Source organism: Chthonobacter rhizosphaerae (assembly GCF_013839525.1).
Classification (GTDB): Bacteria; Pseudomonadota; Alphaproteobacteria; order Rhizobiales; family Pleomorphomonadaceae; genus Chthonobacter; species Chthonobacter rhizosphaerae.
In genome coordinates, this window is record NZ_JACDIS010000001.1 from 327665 (window position 1) to 351495 (window position 23831).

General features: G+C 71.0%; 25 protein-coding genes. 3 read left to right on the top strand and 22 right to left on the bottom strand.

The window, feature by feature from the left end:
- Positions 1–18: 18 nt before the first annotated feature.
- The 6 genes from HND91_RS01435 to HND91_RS01460 all read right to left on the bottom strand — a co-directional run bounded on the left by HND91_RS01435 (position 19) and on the right by HND91_RS01460 (position 6899).
- A complete protein-coding gene (locus HND91_RS01435; RefSeq protein ID WP_181704730.1) occupies positions 19–1263 on the bottom strand; it encodes a Gfo/Idh/MocA family protein in 1245 nt (414 codons plus the stop codon).
- Between the two features lie 37 nt (positions 1264–1300).
- Positions 1301–2341, bottom strand: coding sequence for a LacI family DNA-binding transcriptional regulator (locus tag HND91_RS01440; RefSeq protein ID WP_181704731.1), 1041 nt, complete (start codon positions 2339–2341; stop codon positions 1301–1303).
- A 5-nt stretch (positions 2342–2346) separates the two neighbouring features.
- Positions 2347–3303, bottom strand: coding sequence for an ABC transporter permease (locus HND91_RS01445; RefSeq protein WP_181704732.1), 957 nt, complete (start codon positions 3301–3303; stop codon positions 2347–2349).
- A 12-nt stretch (positions 3304–3315) separates the two neighbouring features.
- Entirely contained in the window at positions 3316–4254 is a 939-nt protein-coding gene (locus HND91_RS01450) for an ABC transporter permease (RefSeq protein WP_181704733.1), read from the bottom strand.
- A 2-nt stretch (positions 4255–4256) separates the two neighbouring features.
- Positions 4257–5759 (bottom strand): sugar ABC transporter ATP-binding protein, encoded by a 1503-nt coding sequence (locus HND91_RS01455; protein WP_181704734.1) that lies wholly within the window; start codon positions 5757–5759, stop codon positions 4257–4259.
- A 123-nt stretch (positions 5760–5882) separates the two neighbouring features.
- A complete protein-coding gene (locus HND91_RS01460) occupies positions 5883–6899 on the bottom strand; it encodes a substrate-binding domain-containing protein (protein WP_181704735.1) in 1017 nt (338 codons plus the stop codon).
- Between the two features lie 365 nt (positions 6900–7264).
- Here HND91_RS01460 and HND91_RS23160 point away from each other — a divergent pair, with 365 nt between their 5' ends.
- From HND91_RS23160 to HND91_RS01475, 3 genes are all read left to right on the top strand, one after another.
- Positions 7265–9295 carry an ATP-binding cassette domain-containing protein gene (locus HND91_RS23160; RefSeq protein ID WP_181704736.1) on the top strand — a complete coding sequence of 677 codons (2031 nt, stop codon included), beginning with the start codon at positions 7265–7267 and terminating at the stop codon, positions 9293–9295.
- Positions 9292–10569 carry an SEL1-like repeat protein gene (locus HND91_RS01470; protein WP_181704737.1) on the top strand — a complete coding sequence of 426 codons (1278 nt, stop codon included), beginning with the start codon at positions 9292–9294 and terminating at the stop codon, positions 10567–10569. The genes HND91_RS23160 and HND91_RS01470 overlap by 4 nt, the downstream gene beginning before the upstream one ends.
- Positions 10570–10635: 66 nt before the next feature.
- Complete coding sequence (locus tag HND91_RS01475; protein WP_181704738.1) at positions 10636–11319, top strand: response regulator transcription factor; 684 nt, start codon at positions 10636–10638, stop codon at positions 11317–11319.
- A gap of 154 nt (positions 11320–11473) precedes the next feature.
- Here HND91_RS01475 and HND91_RS01480 read toward each other — a convergent pair whose 3' ends face one another.
- The 16 genes from HND91_RS01480 to flhB all read right to left on the bottom strand — a co-directional run bounded on the left by HND91_RS01480 (position 11474) and on the right by flhB (position 23821).
- Entirely contained in the window at positions 11474–11908 is a 435-nt protein-coding gene (locus HND91_RS01480; RefSeq protein ID WP_181704739.1) for a hypothetical protein, read from the bottom strand.
- A gap of 167 nt (positions 11909–12075) precedes the next feature.
- Entirely contained in the window at positions 12076–12525 is a 450-nt protein-coding gene (locus HND91_RS01485) for a hypothetical protein (protein WP_181704740.1), read from the bottom strand.
- Positions 12525–12911, bottom strand: coding sequence for a flagellar protein FlgN (locus HND91_RS01490; RefSeq protein WP_181704741.1), 387 nt, complete (start codon positions 12909–12911; stop codon positions 12525–12527). The genes HND91_RS01485 and HND91_RS01490 overlap by 1 nt, the downstream gene beginning before the upstream one ends.
- Positions 12908–13408, bottom strand: a complete 501-nt coding sequence (locus tag HND91_RS01495; protein WP_181704742.1) for a rod-binding protein — start codon at positions 13406–13408, stop codon at positions 12908–12910. Before HND91_RS01495 ends, HND91_RS01490 begins: the two co-directional genes overlap by 4 nt.
- 53 nt (positions 13409–13461) lie before the next feature.
- Positions 13462–13863 (bottom strand): hypothetical protein, encoded by a 402-nt coding sequence (locus tag HND91_RS01500; protein WP_181704743.1) that lies wholly within the window; start codon positions 13861–13863, stop codon positions 13462–13464.
- A gap of 33 nt (positions 13864–13896) precedes the next feature.
- A complete protein-coding gene (locus HND91_RS01505; RefSeq protein ID WP_181704744.1) occupies positions 13897–14652 on the bottom strand; it encodes a flagellar biosynthetic protein FliR in 756 nt (251 codons plus the stop codon).
- A 24-nt stretch (positions 14653–14676) separates the two neighbouring features.
- Entirely contained in the window at positions 14677–16767 is a 2091-nt protein-coding gene (gene flhA, locus HND91_RS01510; RefSeq protein ID WP_181704745.1) for a flagellar biosynthesis protein FlhA, read from the bottom strand.
- 116 nt (positions 16768–16883) lie between these two features.
- Positions 16884–17150, bottom strand: coding sequence for a flagellar biosynthesis protein FliQ (gene fliQ / locus HND91_RS01515; protein WP_181704746.1), 267 nt, complete (start codon positions 17148–17150; stop codon positions 16884–16886).
- Positions 17147–17536, bottom strand: a complete 390-nt coding sequence (gene flgD, locus HND91_RS01520) for a flagellar hook assembly protein FlgD (RefSeq protein ID WP_181704747.1) — start codon at positions 17534–17536, stop codon at positions 17147–17149. Before flgD ends, fliQ begins: the two co-directional genes overlap by 4 nt.
- Positions 17484–17966, bottom strand: a complete 483-nt coding sequence (flbT, locus tag HND91_RS01525; protein ID WP_181704748.1) for a flagellar biosynthesis repressor FlbT — start codon at positions 17964–17966, stop codon at positions 17484–17486. The genes flgD and flbT overlap by 53 nt, the downstream gene beginning before the upstream one ends.
- Positions 17963–18310 carry a flagellar biosynthesis regulator FlaF gene (gene flaF, locus HND91_RS01530; protein WP_181704749.1) on the bottom strand — a complete coding sequence of 116 codons (348 nt, stop codon included), beginning with the start codon at positions 18308–18310 and terminating at the stop codon, positions 17963–17965. The genes flbT and flaF overlap by 4 nt, the downstream gene beginning before the upstream one ends.
- Before the next feature lie 32 nt (positions 18311–18342).
- Positions 18343–19386: a flagellar hook-associated family protein gene (locus HND91_RS01535; RefSeq protein WP_181704750.1), complete on the bottom strand. Its 1044-nt coding sequence runs from the start codon at positions 19384–19386 to the stop codon at positions 18343–18345.
- A gap of 5 nt (positions 19387–19391) precedes the next feature.
- Positions 19392–20861, bottom strand: coding sequence for a flagellar hook-associated protein FlgK (gene flgK / locus HND91_RS01540; RefSeq protein ID WP_181704751.1), 1470 nt, complete (start codon positions 20859–20861; stop codon positions 19392–19394).
- A gap of 19 nt (positions 20862–20880) precedes the next feature.
- A complete protein-coding gene (locus tag HND91_RS01545; RefSeq protein WP_181704752.1) occupies positions 20881–22116 on the bottom strand; it encodes a flagellar hook protein FlgE in 1236 nt (411 codons plus the stop codon).
- Between the two features lie 179 nt (positions 22117–22295).
- Positions 22296–22730, bottom strand: coding sequence for a hypothetical protein (locus HND91_RS01550; protein ID WP_181704753.1), 435 nt, complete (start codon positions 22728–22730; stop codon positions 22296–22298).
- Positions 22727–23821, bottom strand: coding sequence for a flagellar biosynthesis protein FlhB (gene flhB, locus HND91_RS01555; RefSeq protein WP_181704754.1), 1095 nt, complete (start codon positions 23819–23821; stop codon positions 22727–22729). The genes HND91_RS01550 and flhB overlap by 4 nt, the downstream gene beginning before the upstream one ends.
- Positions 23822–23831 lie beyond the last annotated feature (10 nt).

Sequence of the window (23831 nt, forward strand, 5' to 3'; positions counted from 1 at the left end):
GGATACCGCCCGGTCGGCTCAGGCCTCGGGCCGGGCGACCGCCGGCACGTAGTCGTCCAGCGGCTCGCCGGCCTTCACGGTCCGGCCCTCCTCGGCGCTCTTGTAGAGCGCCATCAGCATCTCCACCACCGCGACGCCGTCGTGGAACGTCTCCAGCGGGGTCTCCCCGCGGCGGAAGCAGTCCACCATGTGGCGGTTCTCGTCCACGTAGCCGTAGATGCCGGGCTCGTCCTCCAGCACCGGCATAAGCCCTTGTTCGGCATTCTGTTTCTCGACGAGGTCCTCGCCCTCCCCGCCACCGATCCGGCGCGACAGGAACACCTTGAGGCCCGTGGAAAGCGAGGAGAACTCCATCGCGTATTCCGGTCCCAGCAGCTCCAGCTGGATCCGCAGCCCCGCCCCCACATAGGCCCACGAGGTGGTCGCCTCGATGACGACCTCCTCGCCGGCCTCGTCCTCCAGGGTCAGCATCCCGCGCGCGAAGTCCTCAGCCGGCCGGCGGCCGTAGTCCACCGTCGGCCCCATCCGGGCCTTCAGGTCCGCCGCATAGGCGGGCCGCGTCCATTTCAGGTTCGCCACCGCCCCGGTGGCGGATTTCAGCCGGAGGGACGACCGCGGCGCCCCCGGCGCGGTCAGGAGAAAGCGGGCGACCTCGACGGAATGACACATCATATCAAGGAGAACGCCGCCCCCTTGGGTCTCGCCGCGCCAGAACCACGGCTCGTGCGGACCCGCGTGCTCCTCCGCCGCCCGGGCGAGATAGGGCCGGCCGGCGGACGGCACCGCCCGGCGCCAGATGATGTCCTTGCCCCGCTGGACCGCCGTGGAGAACACCTGGTTCTCCAGGTAGCCGTGGTTGAGCCCGGCACCCTCGGCGAGCGCCAGCATGGCCTTCGCCTCCTTCAGCGTCCGGGCCAGCGGCTTCTCGCAGGCGACGGCGAAAACCGTGCTGCGGCCGGCCTTTACGGCGTCCGCGAGGGTCTCCATGACGGCGAGCCGGGTGTCGTTCGGCGACAGGATCCAGATCGCGTCCACGTCCCCCGCCTCCACCAGCGCAGCAAGACTTTCATGCGCCGTGCACCTTCCGAGGTCGAGGTCCGACACCGCCCGCGCGAACGCGTCCCGCTTCGCCGGCGTCGGCGAATAGACGCCGGTCACCTCCACGTTGCGCACGCCGAGAAGCGCCTTCAGGTGGAAGTGCGCGATGAAGCCGCTGCCGACGAAGCCGACCCGCAGGACCGGACGGGGAAAGCTTGGAGCCATGGGACCTCCCTTGATTCTTTTGGCTTTTCTTCAGATGTCAGGGGGTCGCCGCCGCCAGCGCCCGGGTGGCCGCCGCACGGTCGGCGACCGGGGCGGTCGACGTGCGCACCACCAGCTGGGTCGGCACCACCACCTCCGCCTGGAACCCCGGCCCGGTTTCCAGCCGCTCGATCATCAGCGCCATCGCGCGGGCGCCGATCTCCCGCTTGGGCTGGCGGATGGTGGTGAGCGGCGGGTCCACCGCCGCGGCGAACACGGTGTCGTCGAAGCCGACCACCGACACGTCCTCCGGCACCCGCAGCCCGTGGGACCGCAACTCGTTGACGGCGCCCGCCGCCATCTCGTCGTTGGCGGCGAACACGGCGGTGAACGGCACGCCGCGGTCGAGGAGGCTCGCGACCGCCGACCGCCCGGCCTGGAGGCTATAGTCGCCCCAGACCAGCAGCGCCGGGTCCGCCTCCAGGCCGGCCGCCGCGAGAGCGGTCCGCCAGCCGTCGGCGCGGGCGATGCTCATCAACTCCGGCGTCGGCCCGCTGATGTGGGCGATCCGCCGGTGCCCGAGCCCGACCAGATAGTCCACGGCCGCCGCAGCGGCCGCCGCGTTGTCGATCCTGACGGTCGGCAGCCGGCCACCGTCGATGTATTCGAGCGCCACCACCACCGGCGGCAGCGTCTCCATGGCGAGGTCCGGCGGCAGCGAGCCGGTCATCAGGATCAGGCCGTCCGCGTGCCGCTCCCGCACCATGTCCAGGTAGAGGCCCACCCGGGCCGGGTCGCGACGCGCGTCGCCCATCAGCACCTTGAAGCCCGCCGCCGAGGCCGCCTCCTCCACGCCCTTGTAGACGTCGAGGTAGAAGGGGTTGCCGATGTCGCGGACGAGCAGGATCACCGTGTCGCTCGCCTGCCGGCGGAAGGCGCGCGCCTGGGCGTTCGGCACGAAGCCGAGCTCCGCCACCACCTTCAGCACCAGGTCGCGGGTCTCCGGCCGCACCTTGTCCGGCTCCTTCAGGGTGCGCGAGACAGTCGCGACCGAGACGCCGGCGCGCTCGGCCACCGTCCGGATGGTGGGGGTCGCCATGGCGGTCACACCCTCAGCCGGGCCTGCCGGCCGTAGAGCAGCATGAGGACGAGCAGCGTCGCCCCGAAGATCACCTGCCGGCTCCAGAACTCCATCTGCAACGTGGTCAGCACGCTCTGCAGGAGCACGAGCGCGATCGCCCCCAGGATGGTTCCCGTATAGCTGCCCGAACCGCCCGCCAGCGAGGTGCCGCCGATCACCACGGCGATCACCGACGGCAGCACGTACTGGTCGCCGACGGAGATGAAGCTGTTGCCCGTGTAGCCGATCACGCAGACGCCGGTGACGCCCGCGAAGAGGCCGCTGAGCCCGTAGAGAATGGTGCGGATCCGCCCGGCCGCGAGCCCGGTCAGCACGGCGGCGCGCTCGTTCGACCCGATCGCGTAGATGGACCAGCCGAAGGCGGTGCGCCGGAGCACGAAGGCCATCAGGACCGCGATGGCGGCCCACACGAACAGGATCCCCGGAATGCCGAGCACGAACGGCTGGTTGACGAAGGCCATCAGGGCCGGCGCCGCGTTGCCGGACGGAACGCCCCGGGAGAGCACCACGAGCGCGCCCTGGAGCACGCCCATCATGCCGAGCGTCATGACGAGCGGCGGGATGCGCACCACCGTGACGCCGAGGCCGTTGACAATGCCGACCAGGAAGCCCGCGCCCGCCGCGGCGGCGACCGCCGGCAGGATGGCGGCGTCGTTGCCGCTCATCACGTTGCCGGCGATGACGGCCCCGAGCGAGATCACCGCCCCGACCGACAGGTCGATGCCCTCGCGCCCGCCCAGCACCACGAGGTTCTGGCCGGCCGCCACGATGCCGAGGATGGCCGCCACCGTGAGCAGCCGGACGATCTGGTCGCCGCGGGCGAAGCCCGGCGACAGGAGTTCGCCGGCCCCGAGCAGCACCAGGATGGCGAGGGCGGCGATCAGCAGCGGGTCCTTCAGGATCTGGATGAGGCGGTCCATCGGGATCCTCCGTCAGCGCCGGGCGACCAGCACGCCGCCGGCGAGGGCGGCGAGCACGATCAGCCCCTGGACGAGCGTCTGGTATTCGAACGGCAGGCCGGCGAAGAAGATCACGTTGCCGATCATGCCGAGGACGAGCGCCCCGAGGAGCGAGCCGAACGGGCCGCCGACGCCGCCCGCGAGCGCGGTGCCGCCGAGCACCACCGCCGAGATGGACGACAGCGCCAGCGTCTGGCCCATCAGCGGGTCGCCGCTCGCGGTCTCGCCCGTGAGGCAGAGGCTGGCGAGCGCCGCGAACACGGCCGAGAGCACGTAGGCGGCGATGCGGAGCCGCCCCACCGAAAGGCCGGTCTGGAAGGCGGCGGTGCGCTGGCCGCCCACGGCCCGCAGCCGAGTGAAGAAGGGCCTCCGGCCGACGACGGCGATCGTCACCAGGGCGGCGGCGAGCACCAGGACGACGGTGGGCACGCCGAAGAGCCCGCCCGCATAGCCGCGCCAGTAGGCCTCCGGCACCGGCAGGCCCGCGTCCGGCAGGATGCGGAGCGCGAGGCCCGCGAACACGATGCTGGTCGCGAAGGTGGTGACGATCGGCTGGAACCGGAGCACCGCCACGAAGAAGCCGTTGACGAGACCGCAGGCGATGCCGACGCCGATCCCGGCGGCGAGGCCGGCGAGGACGGACTGGCTGTCGCCCCCGAGCGCCGCGATCACGCTCACCGTCGTGACGTTGACGAGCGCCACCACCGCCCCGACCGACAGGTCGATGTCGCCGGCGAGCACCACGTAGGTCTGCCCGATGGCGACCAGCACCAGCGGCAGGAAGGTGGTGAGGTTGGACTGGAGCACGGAGGGCTCCAGGAAGTTCGGCTGCAGCGCCGCGTTGACGCCGACGAGCACCAGGAGCGCCGTGAGGGTGATCAGCCAGAGCCGGCCGTCGAGAAGGGTCGCCATGGTCAGGCCGCCTCCCCGTAGGCGGCGCGGGTCAGCGCCATGGCGTCGAGGGTCGAGCCCGTGAGGTCGGCGGTGATCCGACCGCCGTTGAAGACGAGCACCCGGTGGCAGAGGCTGAGGAGGTCCGCATCCTCGGACGAGTAGATCAGGATGGTGGCGCCGGTGCCGGCGAGCGCCCGCACGATGGCGAAGAAGTCCGCCTTGGCGCCGAGGTCGATGCCCTTTGTGGGATCGTCGAGGAGAAGCACCGAGGGCCGCGCCGCGAGCCAGCGGGCGATGAAGATCTTCTGCTGATTGCCGCCCGAGAGCGACCCGATCGGCGCGTTGAGCCCGGCGTAGCGGGTCTTCAGCCCGGAGAGCGTGCGGCTGAACCGGGACCGGAGCGGCCCCAGCAGGATGAGGCGCGCCTTGTCCCGCACGAGGCTCGCCATGGCGGCGTTCTCCAGGATGGAGCGGCCCGGGAAGGCGGCGTCCCGGGCCCGGTCGCCCGAGACGAGGCCGAAGCCCGCCGCGATGGCGTCCGCCGGCCGGCGCGGCGCCACGGGTTCGCCATCGAGGAGCACGCGCCCGCCGGTGAAGGGATCGGCGCCGAAGAGGCCGGCGAGCAGGCGCTTCTGGCCCTGGCCCTGCAGGCCGCCGAGGCCGAGGATCTCGCCACGCCGGGCCGCGAAGGAGACGCCCTGCAGCCGCCCGCCCGTCACGCCCTCCACGGAGAGCCGGATCTCCGCCGCCTCGGCCGGGGCGGCCGTGCCGCCCTTCGGGCCGAGCCGGACGTCGCCGACCATCTCGCGCACGATCGCCTCCGGCGTGGTCTCGGCGGTGGCGAAGTCCGCCACGGTGGCGCCGTTGCGCATCACCGTGATGCGGTCGGCGACCCGGAACACCTCGTCGAGCCGGTGCGAGATGAAGATGGACGAGATGCCCTCGGCGCGCAGGTCCTTCATGATGCTGAAGAACACGTCCACCTGCCGCCGGTCGAGAGCGGCCGTCGCCTCGTCGAAGATGATGAGCCGGGGCTTGCGGGCGAGGACCTTCAGGATCTCGGTGATCTGCCGCTGGTCCGGGGAGAGGTCGGACACGCGGGTCCGCGCCGTGAAACCCTCGCCCGCGACGCCGGCGAAGCGGCCGATCAGGAGGTCGGTCCGGTCGTTGAGGGTGGTCTCGTCCACGAAGCCGCCGAAGCCGCGGGGCTCGTGGCCGAGGAAGACGTTCTCCGCCACCGTGAGTTGCGGGACGAGCGAGAGTTCCTGATAGTAGAGCGCGATGCCGGCCGCCTCCGCCGCCCGCGGCGAGGCGAGCGCCCTGGCCTCGCCGGCGACGCGGATCTCGCCGTCGTCGCGGGCCACCGTGCCGGCGATGATCTTGCAGAGCGTGCTCTTGCCGCAGCCGTTGGCGCCGAGGAGCGCGTGGACCTCGCCGCGCCCGACGGTCAGGCGCGCGTCGTTGAGCGCCACCACGGCGCCGAACCGCTTCGTGACGCCGGAGGCTTCCAGGGCAGGCGGCATGCGAAACCCTATCGACGGATCATGGACCATGGCGGACCGGCGCGGCGGGCGCGCCGGTCTGGTTGAGGCTGCCGGTCGACCGGCCGGACCGAGCGGACGCCCGGCCCGGCGCGACGCGTCGGGTCACTTGAAGAAGGCGGCGGCCTCGTCGATGGAGACCTGCGCGGTGACCGACCAGTAACCGGGCTTACCCTCTGCCGCTTTCAGGTTTTCGGCAAGGTTCTCGTTCGACACGAACGGGATTGGGATGTAGATCGCGTTGCCGTAAACGCCGCCGAACACGTCGTCCTTGAACTCCTTGCCCATCAGCCGGTGCACGGCCACGTTGAGGGCGCTCGCCATCACGCCAGGCGGGTTCACGGACGCGCCGGAGGTGAGGCCCTCCTTGGACCAGAGGTCGAGGAAGTCCTTGCGGATCTCGCCGGTGGCGACGATGTCCTTGGTCTTGCCGGCGGACATGATGGCGCGCCAGGCGCCCGCCGCCATGCCGTCCTGCACCCAGATGCCGTTCACGTCCGGATAGGTGGCGAGAAGGGTCTGGGTGGTCTGCTGGCCCTGGGCTTGGTCCCAGTTGGCGTTCGCCTCGTTGAGGATCTTGATGTCCGGGTGTCCCTTGAAGACCTCCTGGTAGCCCTCCACGCGCATCTGGTTCGCCGGGTGGCCGGCGACGCCGTTGATGGTCACGATGCTGCCCTTGCCGTCCAGGGTCTTGGCCAGCCACTCGGCCGACTTCATCGCCCAGCCCTTCTGGTCGATGCCCACGTAGATGGCGTCCTTGGAGGACACTTCCGCGTCGGTGGAGACCACCAGGATGCCCTTGGCCTTCGCCTGGGCGAAGATCGGGTCGAACGCCGTCGGGCTGTTCGGATTGATGATGATGGCGTCGACGCCCTGGTTGATGAAGTTGCGCACGTGGCCGATCTGGCCCTGCACGTCCACGTTGGAGCTCTGCACCACCACGTTGACCGTGACGCCCTTGTCCGCCCACGCCTTGGCGGCGGCCTCCGCCTCCTCGATCATCTGGGTGCGCCACTCGCTGCCGACCCAGCCGTTGGAGAGGCCGATGGTGAACGTTTCCTGGGCGTTCGCCCCGGTGAGCGCGGCGAGCGCGAGACCGGCCGCCAGAAATGCTGCCTTCATGATGTCCTCCCGATATGCCGAGCGCTTTTGGGGCTCGTGGTCCGAGAGTGTAACCGGTTACATCCCTTGTCAATGCGCCCAGGCCGCAACCGGATGCCACCTTGGGGGGATGGTCGGGGTGATCGGGTCTGGAGGAACGCCGGAAATCCGGTCCGGCCGGGTGCGCTGGCGTCTCCCCGCGACGGCCTTACCCCGCGCGCCGGGGCTGGCAGCGGTCGGATCCCGGCCGGGCCGGTCCTGCAACCGGGCGCTCCGTGGGGCGGAGATGGATGCGTTAACCCTTCGTTAACCATTCTTAAGCAGTTCTTACACTGCAATAAGCATTTATGCCGAATCAAGGCCGACCTGCAAGGGAGACGTCCTTCGTGATCTCCGGGCTCAACCTCGACTCCGCGGCCGCGGCCCTGCGGATCGTCCTGCCGGGCCTGCCGGCCCCCAGGCCGCGCGCGAGCGGCTACCGCGACCGGATCGAGACGCCGGCGAAAGCGGCCGGCCACACGGTGGAGCCCGTGGCCGCCACCTTCGCGGCGGTCGCGGCGGGCCGGCACGGCTTCCCGGCGATCCTGGTGCTGAAGACCGGCGACTGCCTGGTGGCCGAGCAGGCGGTCGCCAGTCGCGGCACCGTCGCGCTGATGCTGACCGACCCGTTCGCCGCGGAAGCGCCCCCTGTCGAGGTGGACGAGCTGCGCCTCCTCGGCGGCTGGGACGGCGCTGTCCTGCGGGTCCGGCCGGTCGGCGAGACGCCCCACCGGAGCGGCCGCTCCGACGTCGCGGCCGCCCTGGCGAGCCCGCTCGGCCGCTCCGTCGCGGCGGCCGGCGCCGCCCGCGCGCTGATCGTCCTCGCCGGCGCCGGCGCGGTCGGCTGGATGGTGGATTCGGCGGTCCACGGCTTCGAAACGGTTCCGCTCGCCCTCGCCGGGGCGGCGCTCACGGCGGCGGCGGTCGGCGCGGTTCTCGCCCATGTGGCGGACCGGGCCGTGCTCGGCGAGGCCGCCCTCCTCGCCGACAACGCCCGGTCCACGCTCCTCGACACGGCGCTCGACGCGCCCGACCAGGCGCGGGACATGGCGCGCAAGCTGCGCGACCTGGACGAGACCTTCGAGACGAACGCCCGTTCGGTGGCCTCCACCACGGCGGAGGCCGCCGCCTCGCCCATCGTGATCGGCGCGGTCGGGGTGATCCATCCGGCCGCCGCGATCGCCCTCACCGTCGGCGCCGGCCTCGGCGCCTGGACCGGGTGGCGCGCGATCCGGGCCGCCGAGGCGCTCCGCCGGCACGGCGACCGCCGCCGGCGGACCGTGGAGGACATGCTCTCCGCCCTCCCGACCCAGGCCTCCTGGGTCCCGTCGGCGCGGAACACCGGCCCCGCCCGCCGCTTGTGGCAGGTCGCCGGCCCGGCCGCCCGCCCGGACGCGCCGGCCGGCGTCCCGTCGGCCGGCCTCGCCCTCCTGGCTCCCTTGACGGCGGTGGGCGCGGTGGCGTTGATCGGGACGGCGGACAACATCCTGCCGCTGTCGGCGGCGGGGTTTGCGGCCGCCCTCTGCCTCCTGGCGGCCGCCACGGCGCTTCCCTTCGGCCGGGTGGCCGGATCGGCCGCCGCCTTCGCGGACCTCCTGGCCATCGTCCGGTCCGGAGCCGCCGCGAACACCGCCCTCGCGGCCGCCGGCCGCCGCTCGATGCACCGGCCGACGGTCGATCGCGGCCTCGTCCTCCGGGCGGTCAGGACCGGCTGGGACGGCCCGGAGGACGTCGTTCTCGACGGACTGGTCGCGGAGTTCCCGGCCGGAACCATGACCGGCGTCCTCGGCGCCCCGGGAGCCGGCAAGAGCACCATCGCGCGCATCCTGGGCCGCCGCATCCGGGACTATGGCGGCCGGATCGAGGTGGACGGCGTCGACCTGAGGGCGGTCGACCCGGAACACTGGGCCGCCACCCTGGCGATCGTGTCGGCCGAGGCGGACGGACTGCCCGGCGCCCTCGCCGCCGGCGGCGCGTTGCCCGAGGCCGACGAGGCGGCCCTCAGGGAGGCGCTGAAGGCGCTCGGCGTCGGCCGGCTCGCCAACCGGCTGCCGCTCGGCCCCGACGGCCTGCAGGCGGACCTGGAGCCGGCGCTCTCGCGCGGCGAACGCGTTCTCGTCACCCTTGCCGGCGCGCTCGCCTCGGACGCGCGGCTGATCCTGATTGACGGCGCCCTCGACGGGCTCGACGCCGGCAGCCGCGACCTGGTGTTCGCCGCGCTCGCCGCCCGGGCGCGCCAGCGCACCGTTCTCCTGCTGTCGGTCGACCCGGACGTGGTCGACCGATGCGACCGCCGGATGAGGCTCGAGGGCGGACGCCTCGTCGAGCCGGTCGTGGCCGCGCCGCCCCACCGCCTCAGACAAGGAGCCCGGTCTTGATCACCAAGCTGCTATCGAGGCGCCGGGGCGCCACGCCCGCCGGGTCCGACACGCCCGTCTTCTCGCCGGACCCCGCCACCGGCGTCGTGGCGGACGCGGAGCCCCGGCTGCGGCTGCGCCGGGTGCTGGCCGCCGCCGAGGCCGGCCACGTGGAGGCGATGCTGGATCTCGCCCAGCGCTACGAGACGGGCGACGGCACCCTCGCCAATCCGGCGGACGCGGCCCACTGGCTGCAGCGCGCGGTGGACGCGGGGTCGCCGGAGGCCTGCCGCAAGCTGGCCGCCCTGCTCCTGTCGGGCTCGACCGCCGGCCGGACGGCCGTGCCCGCGACCGACGCCATGGCGGTCCTCTTCCCCCACGGGGCGAGCCTGGAGCGCGACCCGCGCCGGGCCCGCATCCTGGTGCGCTCCGCGGCCGAGGCCGGCGACATCGAGGCCCAGGCGACCCTCGGCTACCTGCTAGCCACCGGCGTCGGCGGGCCGGCGGAGCCCTACGAGGCGGTGCTCTGGTATCACGAGGCGGCCTCCAAGGGGCACGCCAAGGCGTCCGTCGGCCTCGGTTCGCTGCTGTCCAGCGGCCAGGTCGGCGCCGCCGACCACCAGGCGGCGCGGCGCTGGTTCACGTCCGCCGCCGACAAGGGAAGCGGCGCGGCGCACCTGTCGCTCGGCCTGCAGTTCCTCTACGGCCTCGGCATCGCGGTCGACCACGACGCCGCCCGGCGCCACTTCGAGGCGGCGGCGACCCAGGGCAACGTCCAGGGCCTGCGCTACCTCGGCATCATGACCCTCGACGGCGACGGATGCGAGCCGGATCCCGCCGCCGCCGCGCTCCACCTGCGCCAGGCCGCCGCCCGCGGCGACACCGATTCCATGGTCCGCCTCGGCGACATCCTGGCGGCGGCCGGCACCGCCCCGGACCGGGCGAAGGCCGAGGTCTGGTACCGCCGCGCCGCGAAGGCCGGCCATGCGGTCGCCCGCTCCCGGCTGGTCGACCTGCGGAGCCGGCCGCACGTCCCGCCCCCGTCCGCGGAGGGCGCGGCGGCCGGGCCGGACGCCGTGCCGCCGCCCGCGCCGGTGCCGGACGCGCCGAGCACCGGCCGTTGGATCAAGACGGCGCTCGGCCCCGACCAGCCGTGGCCGGCCAAAGACGCGCCGCCACCGGAAAGACCGGCGACACCGCCGCCCGGCAGACCGGCGGCGCCCGCCCCCGCGACGGCCGTCGCGGTCGCCGACGCCCGCAGCGCCACCCCGCAACCGCTCGCCGTCTCCGGATGATCCGCCACAGACACGGCGATCAGCACACCGGCGCCAGCTCAGGCAAGTCCTTCGAGGCCCAATCCCATGTATGTCATCGTCGACAACCGCCAGCTCGTCACGACGGTCTATTCGTCCGGCTTTGAAAAGGCCGGCATCTCGGCGCTCGGCCTGGATCCGGGGTCCTTCTCGGACTGGATCCGCTCCGCGTCGGATTCCGACATCTTCGCGGTGGACGCCTTCTTCATCGGCAACGGCGACCAGCGCGCCCGATGGCCGAGGCAGATCCGCGTGCAGGGCAGCACCGCCCCCATCATCGCCCTCATCGAGGCCCCCTCGCTGGAGGAGACGCTGGAGCTTTTCGCCGCCGGCGTCGACGACGTGGTGCGCAAGCCCGTCCATGTGGCCGAACTGCAGGCGCGCGTCGGCGCCATCCACCGCCGCTCCGTCGCCGCCACCCGGCAGGAGGGCACCGACATCGGCGTCCTCAAGGTCTTCTTCGACGGCCGCGACCCGGAGGTCCACGGCGAGGCGATGCCGCTGCCCAGGCGCGAGCGCCGCATCCTGGAGTATCTCGCCCGCAACGTGGGCCGGCGCGTGAGCAAGACGCAGATCTTCAACAACGTCTACGGCGTCCTCAGCGAGGACGTGGACGAGGACGTGATCGAGAGCCACATCAGCAAGCTGCGCAAGAAGCTGAAGCAGGCCGCCGGCGTGGACCTCATCGATTCCCGCCGCTATCTGGGCTACACGCTGACGACGGACGCCTGAGCGGCCGCGCGGGCCCCACGCCCCCCGCGTCCACGTTCACCAAAGGCGGCGGCCGGTCCCCATCACGCGGGACCTTCAGTCCCCGTCACACGGGACCTTCGGTCCCCGTAACGTGGGACCTTCGGTCCCCGTCACGCGGGGCGTCCGGTTCCCGTCAGTTGCGGCGCGCGGCCCTGGAGCCGTTCACGCGGCAGTCCCGGATGGCGGCGCGCAGATCGTCCAGCCTTTCGCCGTCCGTCCGCCCGTCCCCGGCCGATCGGATCGCCAGCAGATGGACGCGCCCCTCCTCGGGGCCGATGTCGAAGCCGAGGTCGGCGCCGAGCCCCTCGTGCCGGAAGGCGACGGTCAGGCGCACCCGGTCGCCCCCGTCCGTCGACACCAGCGCGCATTCGCCCGCATAGGCGACGGTGCCGGCCGGGAACACGAGTTCCGCCGCGCTCTCGACCAGGTCGGCGATGTTGCCGTGCTCGCGGCGGAGCACATGGCCCTTCATCAGATGGAAGTCGATCAGAAGCAGGTCGGCCATCACCTCGGCGAAACCCGCCGCCATGTCGTCGCTGTCGTCGGGGGTCTGGCGCCGTCGTGACATGGTGCTTCTTGAGGATTGGCCAGGCCGGTCGACAGCCCGTGCCACGGAACGAGGGCACGGCACGCGACCGGGGCCGGACGACGCCACGCCGGGCCGCCGAGCGACAATAGGCATGGGGATGCCGGCTTATCAAGCGCGCCGGCCGGCGCTCCGCAGCGGGCCGCCCGTCAGCTCGCCAGCTCTTCCGGGCGGCGATAGCCGAACTGCTCCACCAGCACGTCGTGGACGATCCTGGTCCCGAACCGCTCGTTCACCGCGTCGCGCACCTTGGCGGTGAGGGCGCCGAGATCGGTCTTTCTCATCTTCTCGAAGTCGAGTGCGTCGTCCGCGTAGATCAACCGGAAGGCGAAGTCCGTCACATAGGGCTTCGGGTCCACCTTCATGCGGTGCAGCACGCTGGCGTCGGCCGTGAAGACGAGCTGGAGGAGGACATAGCCCCGGATCCGGCTCTGCCGGATCACCGGCACATAGATGGTGTCGGTCTTCTCGTACTCCAGCACGTCCAGGTAGGCGTCGTCGCTCTTGGTGGCCTTGTCGAGGAACCAGATGGTGCCGGCGAAACCCGACGCCACCATCACCAGACAGATCCAGATCGTCGCCAGCACGGTGGTGTTCATCAGGCCCTCCCGGCCGGCGCGCCGGTCACGCTGTAGGTTCCGTCGGACGTGTCCTGCCGAACCGCGTCGGTGATGATGTCGGAGATCCGCCGCACCGCGTCCATGTGGAGGGCGAGGAGCGCCACGTCCTCGGCGATGAGGGTCCTCAGGGCGTCGAGACGCCGGGCGAGATCCGGCGTCGGCCGCGCCAGGGCCGCCTCGCGGCCGAGGCGCACGAGGTCCAGATAGATCTGGCTCTTGCGGAAGGTGGTCTCGGAAAGATCGAGCGGATCGCCGGACCGCAGCGCCGCGATCTCCCGCCCGACCACGTCCTCCGCGCGGGCGAGCGCCGCCGCCAGGGGATCGGCCGCCACGGCGGCCTCGGCCGAAAGACCGGCAGGCGTCATGCGGTCTCTCCCAGGCGCCGGACGAGGTCGCCGATGCCGAGGGAGCCGCGCTTGGCGACCGCGTCGGCGATCTTGTCGGCCAGCATGGACCGCCAGACCGGCCCGGACACCTTGTCGCCGAAGAGAGCGTCGCCTTCGCCCGCCATCATGGTCTCCACGCTGGAGCGGACGATGAAGGATTCGAACCGCTGCTCGGGACTGAGGATGGGCTGGTCCACCCGCGTCTGGGACTTGAGGACGGCGAGCTGGTCGAGGACGTCGGGGCGCAGGTCCGCGCCGCCGGCGGCGCGGCCGGGCTCCTCGGGGACGTCGCCATTCTCGTCGAGGAAGGCGGTCGCGGTCCGGTCGAGGGTCGACGCGGCGCCCTGAAGGGCCGACGCGAAGGAGGAGGTCGGCCCTGCGGCCTCCGCGAGCCGCGCCACGGCGGCCCGGCTGCGGACGGGATCCGCCGCCCGCGCCACGTCGAGCACCAGATCCGACACGGGATTGATCGGCATCAGAACCTCTCGTCCTTCGGAAGAGCACCTTGCGAAACCCTAGGCGGACGACCTTATCCGAGGCTGTCGTCGGTCCGGCCGGCGGCGGCCTCGCCGATGTCCATCAGCGTGCGACGCTCCGCCTGGTCCGCCTCCCGGCGGGCGAGCGTCCGGTGCCGGCGCTCCAGCGCGTCCGCCCGTCCGGTCTCCGCCCTGGCCGCCTGCGCCGCCTCGGCCTCCGTCTTCGCGGCGGTGGCGATCGAGACGTCGAGCCGGGTCAGCCGCGTGGCCGCCAGGGTGACGATCAGGTCCGCGTGGGCCGCGTCCGCCTCCGACAGCGCCGTCAGCAGCCGTTGCCGGTCGGCCGAGAGGGAGGCGCTCGCCGCCGAGGCGCGCGCCAGCTGCCAGTCCGCGCGCTTGCGGATCTCCCGCTGCACTCTCAAGAGCCGTTCGATGCGCCGAAGGTCGTCTGCCATGGTGCGTCTTTCGAAATGGGTACGGGGCGCCGCTCAGCCGAAGGCGAGCCAGGCGGAGAAGACCTCGCCGTAGACGGCCACCACCGCCCCGAGCGTGGTCATGAGGAGGATGAACCCGCCGAGCATCACGAACGGCTGGGCGATGAAGAACACCGGCAGCGCGGGCATCATCTTGTTCACGAGCCCGGTGCCGAGGTTCACCAGGAAGCCGTAGAGCATGTAGGGGCTGGTCACCTGCAGGGCGGTCAGGAAGGCTTGGCTGATCCTGTCCACCAGCCAGTCGAGCCCCGAACCCGCCGGGTAGCCGGTTCCGACCGGAACGGTCGCGTAGCTCGCCCAGAGGCCGCGCAGGATCTCCAGGTGAAGGTCCGTCAGGAACAGGAGGAGCACGGAGAAGAGCGTGATCAGCGTCACCAGCGCGGGCGCCGCCTCGGTGTCCTCCACCGGCGCCCCGGGCATGGCCGCGATGCCGAGGAAGGAGTTCGTCGCCGTCGCGAGCGCCTGGAGGGCCGCCAGGAGCGACCGTCCGACGGTGCCGATCAGGAGGCCGACCACCACCTCCACGGCAACGAGCGCCAGGAAATCGGTCTCGCCCTCCGCCCTCACCACCGGCAGCACCAGCGGAACGAGGCCGGGCGCGAGCGCCAGGGTGACGCCGAACGCCAGGAAGAGCCGAACCTGCGTCGGCACCCGCGCGCTGCCCACCCCGGGCAGCACCATCAGGCAGGCGCCGATCCGGCAGAACAGGAGGAAGACCGACAGGATGAGGGCCGGCACCGTCTCCGCCATGGGGTCACGCTCCGGCGCGGGGCGTCACGACAGCGACCCCAGGGTCTCCACTTCGACGCCCTTGGCGATCTCCGCGTGGCTCAGCACCGGCAGGGTGGGGAACATGCGCTCCACCAGCATGCGCACGTAGGGCCGCGCGTCGGGCGTCACCAGAAGGGCGAAGCGCTTGCCGAGGGTGAGCCGCTCGCGCACCGCCGCCGACACCGCGGTGGCGAACTGCTCCACCAGCTGCGGATCCACGTCGAACTCCACCACGTCGCCGGCGCCGTCCCGCTTCAGGCTCTGGTGGAAGACGAGATCCCACCGCGGCCCGAGCCGCAGCACCTTGAGGACGCCGCCCTCGGAGATGTCGCCGCAGATCTGCTGGCTCATGCGCAGCCGAACGTGCTCGACGATCTGCTCGGCCCGGCGCACGTGCGGCACGATCTCGGCGATCGCCTCCAGGATGAGGCCGAGGTTGCGCACGGAGACCCGCTCGGAGAGCAGCCGCTTCAGGATGCCCTGCAGGCCCGAGAAGGAGATGTTCGACGGGCAGATGTCGTCGACCAGCCGCTTGTACTCCGGGTCGAGCCGGTCGAGGAGCGCCCGCATGTCCTTGTAGGAGAGAAGCTGCGGCAGGTTGTTGCGGACGGTCTCGCTGAGGTGGGTGAGCATGACCGACATGTTGTCGATGCCGGAGACGCTCTGCCGCTTCAGCTCCGCCTGATAGTTGCCGGCCACCCACCAGGCCTTCATGCCGTAGGCCGGCTCGCGGGTCTCGTCCACCGGCACGTCCGGCGGGCTGTCGCCGTCCGCCAGCACCAGCAGGTCGCCGATCCTGAGCGCGTGGCTCGCCACAACCGTGCCGTGGATGCGGATCTGGTAGCTCTTCGGGTCGATGGCGATGTTGTCGGAGAGCCGAACCTCCGGCACCACGAAGCCATACTGCTCGGCGAACTTGCGCCGCATGCGGCTGACCCGGTGGGCGAGGTCCGAATGGCTCGACAGCATGCTGACGGCCAGCTGCTTGCCGAGCACGAGCTCGATCTCGGCGGTGCGCAGGGTGTCCTTGACGCTGTCGCGGCCGGCGAGCTTGGCCTGCTCCTCCTCCTGCTGCCGCACCACCTCCATGGCGGCGCGCCGGGCCGCCTCCTTGCGCGGGATCGCGATGCCGACCCCGAGGAGCAGCGCGGAGAGGAGCGCGAAGGGCAGGAAGGGCAGGCCCGGCACCACCGCGATGACGAGGAGCAGGAAGCCGGCGAGCGTCAGCGCCCGCGGCTGGGCGCTGATCTGGCCGATGACCGCCGCGTTGGTGGCGCCCTGGGTGCCGCCCTTGGAGACCAGGAGGCCGGCCGCGAGCGACACGATGAGCGCCGGGATCTGGGTGACGAGGCCGTCGCCGACCGAGAGCTTGACGTAGACGTCCGCCGCCTCCGAAAGCGGCATGTCGTGGCGGGTGGCGCCGATGACGATGCCGCCGAAGACGTTGACGGACGTGATGATGAGGCCCGCGATGGCGTCGCCGCGCACGAACTTGGAGGCGCCGTCCATGGCGCCGAAGAAGGCGCTCTCCTCCTCCAGCTCCCGGCGGCGCAGCTGCGCCTCCTTGTCGTCGATGGTGCCGGCCGCGAGGTCCGCGTCGATCGCCATCTGCTTGCCCGGGATGGCGTCCAGGGTGAAGCGCGCCCCCACCTCGGCGATGCGGCTGGCGCCCTTCGTGATCACGATGAAGTTCACGGTGACCAGGATCACGAAGATGATCAGGCCGATCACGAAGTCGCCGCTCATGACCAGGTAGGCGAAGCCCTCGATCATCGAGCCGGCCGCGTGGGTGCCCTCGTGGCCGTGGGAGAGGATGAGTCGGGTCGTGGCGATGTTGAGCGCCAGGCGCAGCATGGTGGCGATCAGGAGGACGGTCGGGAAGGACGAGAAATGCAGCGGCTTCTCGATCCAGAGCGCCACCATCAGGATCACCACCGAAAGGGCGACCGAGATGGCGAGGCCGATGTCCGTCAGGATGGGCGGGATGGGCAGGAAGAGAATGCCGAGGATGATCGCGATGCCGACGGCGAACCCCATGTCCCGGCTGACCGGCGCACGGCCGATCGGCTTCAGCGGCGAGGTGATGTTCGTCATCCGGGCTCCGTCTCCTGTTGCTTCGCCGCGCGTCTGTCCGCGACGGCGCCCCGCGCCGCGCCGTCATGGCCCGCGCGCCACCCGTGTCCGCGGCCGCCGAACGAGCGGCGGCCGGTTCAGAAGCCGCTTTCGATCCGGCTGATGAGCCCGTCGGTGAACGTCGCCAGGTGGGCCCCGACGAACGGGCCGGTGAGCGCCGACACCACGAGGACGATCACGATCTTCGGCACGAAGGTGAGCGTCATCTCCTGGATCTGCGTCAGCGCCTGCAGGAGCGCGATCACGATGCCGATCACCATGGCGGCGGCGACCGCGGGGCCGCTGCCGAGCATGACCATCCAGATCGCCTCGCCGATGAGATCGAGCGCGTCTCCCTCGGTCACGACACCGACACTCCGTCGGTGATCTGGACTTCCTTGCCGGTGTCCAGCTTGGCGGAGCGGCCCTCGGCCGTGATCTTGACGGACGTCACGGTCCCGGTGGTCCCGTCCGGCGCGGTCAGCATCCGGCCGATCAGGCCTTCGGCGCTGCCGATGGAGAGGGAATTGTGCAGGGTGTCGAGCTTCTTGTTGATCTTGATACTCTGCTCGACCTGCGAGAATTGCGCGAACTGCGACATGGACTGGGCCGGGTCCATGGGGTTCATCGGATCCTGGCTCTTCATCTGTGCGATCAGGAGGCGCAGGAACGCGTCGTAGTCGAGGTCGGTCCGGTTCCTAGTAGGTTGCGGCGACGCGCCCGCGGCGGGCGTCACGCTTGGAACAGTCATCGGAAAACTCCTTTCCGGAGGGCATGGGGTCGGCCGGCGAAGCGCCCAGGATGGCGGCCTCCACCGGATAGAGGGCGCGAATGGCCTTCAGGGCGTCCACGAGGCGCCCGTCGGACACGAGCATGCCGATGTCGAGGAGGCCGGCCCGCAGCTCCGGCGATCGCACCGCGGTCAGCAGAGACGTGTGGAGGCCGAGATAGAGGGTCTCGGCCGGCTGGCGGTTGGCCGGATCGATCAGCATCGCCTGGACGGAGAAGTAGAGCTGGCGAAGCGGCGTGGTGGTGTCCTCCGCGTGGAGCACGTGCTGCTCCAGCAGGAAGACCGCGTCGTTCATGAGCTCGATGGGCGTCTTCTGGGCAAAGCGGATCACCGCCCCGTTCACGAAGAACCGCTCTCCGGCCCGAATGACCAACTGGATAGGCTTCTTCATTCGAGCCCCTTGGCGATGATCTGGTTGAGATCGATGAGCACGTCGAAGTCGGACGATTCGCCCTGGCGGATCCGCTCGGCGTGGTTGAGCATGAAGAGGCCGATGGAGATGAGGTCAGCCCTGAGGGCGGGCTGGAAGCCGTTCTCCGGCGTGGCGAGATCCTCGATCAGGATCGCCCACAGGCGACGCATCTGGTAGATCGCGTTGACGGCCTCGATCGAGTTCGGCCCCCGGTCGCGCGCCGACCGCAGCTCGCCGATGACGAATTCGAAGGCTTTGCGCTCGTTGGCGCGGCCTTCCGCGGCGGTTTCCTGAACGGCCTCAGCATAGTTGATTCTGTACATGTCGGGATCTCGTCCGATTGTCGTCGGTTCGCTCAGCGGAGGAAGGACAGAAGACTGAGATTCTTCAGGCGCGCGGTGATCTGGTAGGCGGCTTCCAGCTGCGTCTGGGTGGCGGAGAGCTTGGCGGCGGTCTCGTAGGGATCGACGCCCTCCAGGTCGGCGAGGCGCCGCTCCGTGATCTGGTCGCGCAGCGTCAATTCGGTCTCCACGCGCTTCAGCTGCTGTTCCGCACGGCCGAGGTCGCCCATGCGCTGGGTCAGGCGCTCCATGCCGGCGTCCACCTTCTGGAGCGCCTTGTCGATCAGCACCGTCGCGGCCTCCTTGGACAGGGTCGTGACGTCGAAGGAGGCGATCATCGCGTAGCCCTCGGCCAGATCGCGGAAGGCCTGGTCGTTGGCCGACATCGACGTCGGCACCACCAGCCCGTCGGCGATGCGCGCCGTCGGCGCCGTGTCGGACGCCCTCGACCAGGTGTTCGCCCAGGCCGGATCGTCGAAGAGCGCCGCATGGGGGCCGTCGAGGAAGGCCGTCATGGCGGCCGCCGTCGCCGAGCGGGCGGCCGTTCCGCCGGGGCCGCCCGGGAAGGCGGTCGTGAAGGCCGCCAGCACGGCGCTCTCTGGCGTGGTGCCGGTGCCCTTGTAGGACGAGAACGGCGCTTCGCCGGTGTTGATGCCGCCGAACAGATACTGGCCGTCGAACGACTGGTTCAGCGACGTCGCCAGTTCGGCGAGGCTGGACTGCGCCTTGGGACCGAGGGCCGCCATCGACCGCCCGTCGCGCAGGGCGATCAGGTCGGAGCGCAGGCTGGCCGCCGTGTCGAGGGCGGTCTTCAGGGACGCCTGGACCACGCCGAGGCGGGTCGTCACGACCGCGTTCGTGGTCTTGCGCGCGTCCAGCTCCTTGGCGACCTGGCGCAGGGAGACCGCTTCGCCGGTGTCGTTGCCAAGCGAAAGACCCGTGTCGGCCTTGCGGCCGGTGGTCTGCTCGGACTTCAGCTCGTTGAGGGCCCGCGTCTGCTGGGCGATGGCGAGGCGCGTCGCCTCGCTCATGGAACGGTTGGAGACGGAGGTGGTCATGGCGCTCACCGGACCACGGCCAGGAGGTCGTCGTAGAGGCGGTCGACGGCGCCGAGCAGCTTGGCCGACGCGCCGTAGGATTTCTCGATTTCGATCATCGCCTGGAGTTCCTCGTCGAGATTGACGCCGGTCCGGTTGGAATAGGCCTGGTCGGTCCTGGACAGCGACACTGCCGCCTGGTCCGCGGTGGCGCTGGCCGCCTTCCGCTTCGCTTCCAGCCACGACACGGTGGAGGCCGCGAAGGCGTTGAGGGTCGTGTTCGGGGTGGACGCCACGGCCGGGTCGAAGGCGCGGCTGGCCCCGAAGCCGTCCATCAGCGACCGCAGACGGTCGGAATAGGACGCGGCGCCCGCCGTGTTCTGCCGATAGGCGGTCCCGGCGATCCCGCCGTCGCGGATCCGCTCGATCACCCCGCCCTGGTCCGGGTCGGCGGCGGCGTTCACCCGGATGCTGCCGGCGATGCCGACGGACCGGGCGCCGGGCGCCGGCACGGCGGGTCCGCCCGACCAGGTGAACAGGCCGGCCTGGGCGGTCTGGCCCGTGGCGGTCTCGCGGAACGTCTCGACGAGCGCGCGCGCGATCTCGTCCAGCTGCGCCTGGAAGCCCGGCGCCGCCCGGTCGCGGATCTCGGCGAGGCCGGCAAGGCGGCCGCCGACCAGCGGCTGCCTGGCCGTCGGGCCGGTCACCGGGATCCCGTCCACATGCACCGCCGCGCCCTCGGTGCTCGCCCCGAAGGCATGGGTCCGCACCATGGTCACCGTGCGCGGCTCGGTCTCGAACAGCATGGCGCCGCCGTCGGTGAAGAGCACGAGGTCGTTGTTCTCGCGCTTGAGGGCGCGCACGCCGATCTCGGCGGACAGGTCCATCAGGACCTTGTCGCGGGCGTCGAGCGCGTCCGACACGTCCGCGCCCGCGATGGTGCCCTGGACAACCTGCTTGTTGAGGTCGCCGAAGCGGCGGAGCAGGTCGTTGATCCGCTCCACCGACGTCGCCATCTGGCTGTCCGCCTCGGTCCTCTGGGCGTCGGCGGCCGCGGACGCCTGGTTGAGGGAGCGCACCAGCATCTTGGCCTTCTCCAGCGTGTCGCGGGCGCTGTTCACGTCGCCCGGCCGGGCCGACTGGGCCTGGAGCGCCGAGAAGAGGTCGCCGAGCCGGGCCGCCGGCGACATCTCGTCGTGCGGCCCGCCGATGGCGTTGCGGAGCGCGTCCAGCTTCTCGATCAGAACCTTGGCGGCCGCATCGGCCGACTTGGCGGCGGAGAGGTCGCCGAAGAGGGCCGCGTCCTGCGCCCGGGAGATCCCGTCGACGCGGACGCCGCCGGTCTCCTTGCCCATGACGAGCGTGGACAGCAGCGCCGTCTTCCGCGAGAAGCCGGGCTGGTTGGCCCCGGCGATGTTGCGCGACGTGACCGAGATCTCCGTCTGTCGGGCAAGGAGGGCCGACGTCGCGATCTTGAAGGCGCTCGAGAGGCTCATGGCGGGATTCCGATCGCGGTCAGCGCTTCAGGTTGACGAGTTCCGTCAGGAGGTCGGCGCCGGTCTGGAAGACCTTGGAGTTCGCCGTGTAGCTGCGCTGGGACTCGATCATCTCGGTGAGTTCGCCGGCGAGATCGACGTTGGACTGTTCGAGCGCGCCGGACTTGATGGCGCCGAGGCCGCCGGTCCGCGGCAGGCCGACCTGCACCGCCCCGGACTCCTGGTTGGCCGAGTAGAGGTTGCCGCTGAAGACCGAGAGCTTGTTGGCCGCCGCCACGTCTCCGAGGGCGATCTGGAACAGATCGCGCGTGGTGCCGCTCTCGTAGACGGCGCTGATCAATCCGTCCTGGTTGATCTTGTACTCGCGCACCTTGGAGGGCGGGTTGCCGTCCACGTTGGCCTGCCGGACCTCGAATTCCTTGGCGAGCTGGGTCGTGTTGCCGAGGTCGAGCGCGAGGCTGCCGCCGCCGGGCACCGCCACCGTCAGGGACTGGCCGGCGGTGATCTGACCGTTGCCGTTGAAGGTCTGCGAAACGGTCGCGAGCGCCGCCGCGGTGTACGGCAGGGTGCCGGTCGTCGGCCGGTTGGCCGCGTTGAAGACCGCCACCTCCCAGGTGTTCGCCGCGGTCTTGGAGTAGAAGACGTCCAGGGTGACGGCGTTGCCGAGATTGTCGTAGGCGACCAGCGAGGTCTTGGAGGTGAACGACGGGGTGCCGGTGGTGGAGCTCGCCGGCGTGGTGACCACGGCCGCGTTGGAATTGAGGTTCACCGACAGGGTGCCGGCCCTCGACGGGACCGCCGACAGATTGACCTGCGACAGGTTGATCGGCACCAGGCCGGCGGTGCTGTTGGCCGCCATGGTGCCGCCGGGCACGGAGCCGAGCAGCTTCATGCCCGACGCGTTGACCAGGTTGCCGTTGGAATCCGGCACGAAGGACCCGGCCCGGGTCAGGAAGGTGCCGCCGGATTCGTCCTGCACCACGAAGAAGCCGCCGCCCTCGATGGCGAGGTCGGTGGTCGACTGGGTGCTGCGCATGGAGCCGGCGTCGCCGATCGAACGGATGATGTTCGACCGGACGGACCCGCTGTCGTAGTCGCCGCCGCCCTGTCCGAACACCATCGTGGAAAACTCGACGGACGATCGCTTGTAGCCGGTGGTGTTCGCGTTGGCGATGTTGTCGGCCACCGTCCCGAGCTTGTTGGCCTGGGCGTTCATGCCGGAGACGCCGGTGCGCAGGACGCTGCTGAGGCTCATGAGAGTTCTCCGTTCTGTCTGCCGCCATCTCGCCCGAACGAGCTTGTGCGGGGCTTTCCAAGCGGATCGACCGTGCGGTCCAGGTGTCCGGGGCCTTGCGTCGCTGGCGGGCGCGCCGCCGCGATCCCGCGGATCGCGCGCGGGCGCCGATCTGGACCGAAGACCCTCGCGGCGACCGGTCAGGCCCGGACGTTCGGCCGACGGGCCGCGTGCAGGGCCCGGACCACGTGGGCGAGGTCGTCTCCGCCGTCGGCCGTACGGCCGTCCACCATGAGCGCCATCACCGAAACGCCCGCGTCGACGGTTCCCATCGTGGCGCGGAAGGCGAGGAAGACGCCGGCGTGCTGGAACTCCAGGTCCAGGTGCAGCACCGGCGGGCGGCCCCATGCGACCTCCAGTTCGGACGACCAGGCGTAGGTCACCGCCCGCTCGCGGAAGTGGAGCTCGGTCGCGGAGACGACCACGTCCTCGATGTTGGCGTGGGACTGGGCGAAGATCAGCCCCGCCAGGGTGTCCATGTCGACCTGGCGCAGTTCGGCCAGCACGCCGACCATGCTTTCCGCCAGGTGGCGCTCGTAGGCGAAGACCGGAGCGGTTCGGACCTGCGCGATCATCGGGCGACCGACCTCCGGCCGACGTCCGATCCCTTCATGCAATGGACGTGATAGATGACTTCGGCCACGGCTCTGTAGAATTCAGGCGGGATCATCTGGTCGACCTCGGTGCTCCGGTAGAGCGAACGGGCGAGCGCCACGTTCTCGATGATGGGGATGCCGTGCTCCTCCGCGATGGCGCGGATCCTGAGGGCGACCAGGTCCTGTCCCTTGGCGAGCACGATCGGAGCGCCGCCCTCCGCCTGCACGTAGCGGAGCGCGACGGAGAAGTGGGTCGGGTTGGCGATGACGACGGTCGCCTTCGGCACCTGGTCCATCATCCTGCGCCGGGCCCGGTCCCGGGCGATCGAGCGCTGGCGGGCCTTCAGGATCGGGTCGCCCTCGCTCTGCTTGAATTCGTCCTTCACCTCCTGGTGGCTCATCTTCAGGTTCGACCGCCAGGCCATCCGGGAGCGGATGATGTCGAGCACCATGATCAGGATGGTCACGACGGTCACCACGCTGAGCAGGCGCACCGCGATGACGAGGATCAGCTCGGGCAGTTCGCCGGGATCGGTCCGCATGGTGCTGATGATCCTGTCCTGTTCGGCCTGCAGCTGCACAACCACGACGATGCCGACGGCGATGACCTTGAGACATGTGATGCCGAATTCGGCGAGACCCTGAAGGCCGAAGATCCGCTCCCAGCCGGCGATGAGGGAGATGCGCGACAGCTCGGGCTGGATCTTCTCGGCGACCATGCGGGGCGAATTCTGGGCCATGCTGGCGGCGAGTCCGCACACCGCCAGAATGGCGAAGAGCGGCGCCAGCACGGCCACGAGGGGCAGGACCAGCGCCGAAAGGGCCGCGATCGCGTCCCCTCCGGTGCCGAGCGGCCGCGCCGCCGCCGACGCGAAGCCGGCGGTGAGGCTGGCCACCAGCAAGGGCGCCACCGCCGGGAACACCATCACGAGGTAGAGCACAAGGCCGACCAGGGCCGCCACCACGCCCGCCTCCTTGGAGACGGGGATGTTTCCCTTCTCCAGCGCGTCCGAGATCTTCTTCTCGGTCGGCTGTTCGGTCTTGCTGTCCTTGTCCTCCGATCCGGCCACCGGCCGTCTC

Coding starts and splice junctions, on each gene's coding strand:
- HND91_RS01545 (WP_181704752.1), bottom strand. CDS start 22,116: ATGAGCCTCAGCAGCGTCCTGCGCACCGGCGTCTCCGGCATGAACGCC.
- HND91_RS01450 (WP_181704733.1), bottom strand. CDS start 4,254: ATGGCGACCCTTCTCGACGGCCGGCTCTGGCTGATCACCCTCACGGCG.
- HND91_RS01475 (WP_181704738.1), top strand. CDS start 10,636: ATGTATGTCATCGTCGACAACCGCCAGCTCGTCACGACGGTCTATTCG.
- flgD (WP_181704747.1), bottom strand. CDS start 17,536: ATGACTGTTCCAAGCGTGACGCCCGCCGCGGGCGCGTCGCCGCAACCT.
- HND91_RS01495 (WP_181704742.1), bottom strand. CDS start 13,408: ATGCCGATCAATCCCGTGTCGGATCTGGTGCTCGACGTGGCGCGGGCG.
- HND91_RS01435 (WP_181704730.1), bottom strand. CDS start 1,263: ATGGCTCCAAGCTTTCCCCGTCCGGTCCTGCGGGTCGGCTTCGTCGGC.
- HND91_RS01490 (WP_181704741.1), bottom strand. CDS start 12,911: ATGACGCCTGCCGGTCTTTCGGCCGAGGCCGCCGTGGCGGCCGATCCC.
- HND91_RS01480 (WP_181704739.1), bottom strand. CDS start 11,908: ATGTCACGACGGCGCCAGACCCCCGACGACAGCGACGACATGGCGGCG.
- flbT (WP_181704748.1), bottom strand. CDS start 17,966: ATGAAGAAGCCTATCCAGTTGGTCATTCGGGCCGGAGAGCGGTTCTTC.
- HND91_RS01505 (WP_181704744.1), bottom strand. CDS start 14,652: ATGGCGGAGACGGTGCCGGCCCTCATCCTGTCGGTCTTCCTCCTGTTC.
- flaF (WP_181704749.1), bottom strand. CDS start 18,310: ATGTACAGAATCAACTATGCTGAGGCCGTTCAGGAAACCGCCGCGGAA.
- HND91_RS01550 (WP_181704753.1), bottom strand. CDS start 22,730: ATGATCGCGCAGGTCCGAACCGCTCCGGTCTTCGCCTACGAGCGCCAC.
- HND91_RS01460 (WP_181704735.1), bottom strand. CDS start 6,899: ATGAAGGCAGCATTTCTGGCGGCCGGTCTCGCGCTCGCCGCGCTCACC.
- HND91_RS01535 (WP_181704750.1), bottom strand. CDS start 19,386: ATGACCACCTCCGTCTCCAACCGTTCCATGAGCGAGGCGACGCGCCTC.
- HND91_RS01500 (WP_181704743.1), bottom strand. CDS start 13,863: ATGGCAGACGACCTTCGGCGCATCGAACGGCTCTTGAGAGTGCAGCGG.
- flgK (WP_181704751.1), bottom strand. CDS start 20,861: ATGAGCCTCTCGAGCGCCTTCAAGATCGCGACGTCGGCCCTCCTTGCC.
- HND91_RS01440 (WP_181704731.1), bottom strand. CDS start 2,341: ATGGCGACCCCCACCATCCGGACGGTGGCCGAGCGCGCCGGCGTCTCG.
- flhA (WP_181704745.1), bottom strand. CDS start 16,767: ATGACGAACATCACCTCGCCGCTGAAGCCGATCGGCCGTGCGCCGGTC.
- HND91_RS01485 (WP_181704740.1), bottom strand. CDS start 12,525: ATGAACACCACCGTGCTGGCGACGATCTGGATCTGTCTGGTGATGGTG.
- HND91_RS01455 (WP_181704734.1), bottom strand. CDS start 5,759: ATGCCGCCTGCCCTGGAAGCCTCCGGCGTCACGAAGCGGTTCGGCGCC.
- HND91_RS01445 (WP_181704732.1), bottom strand. CDS start 3,303: ATGGACCGCCTCATCCAGATCCTGAAGGACCCGCTGCTGATCGCCGCC.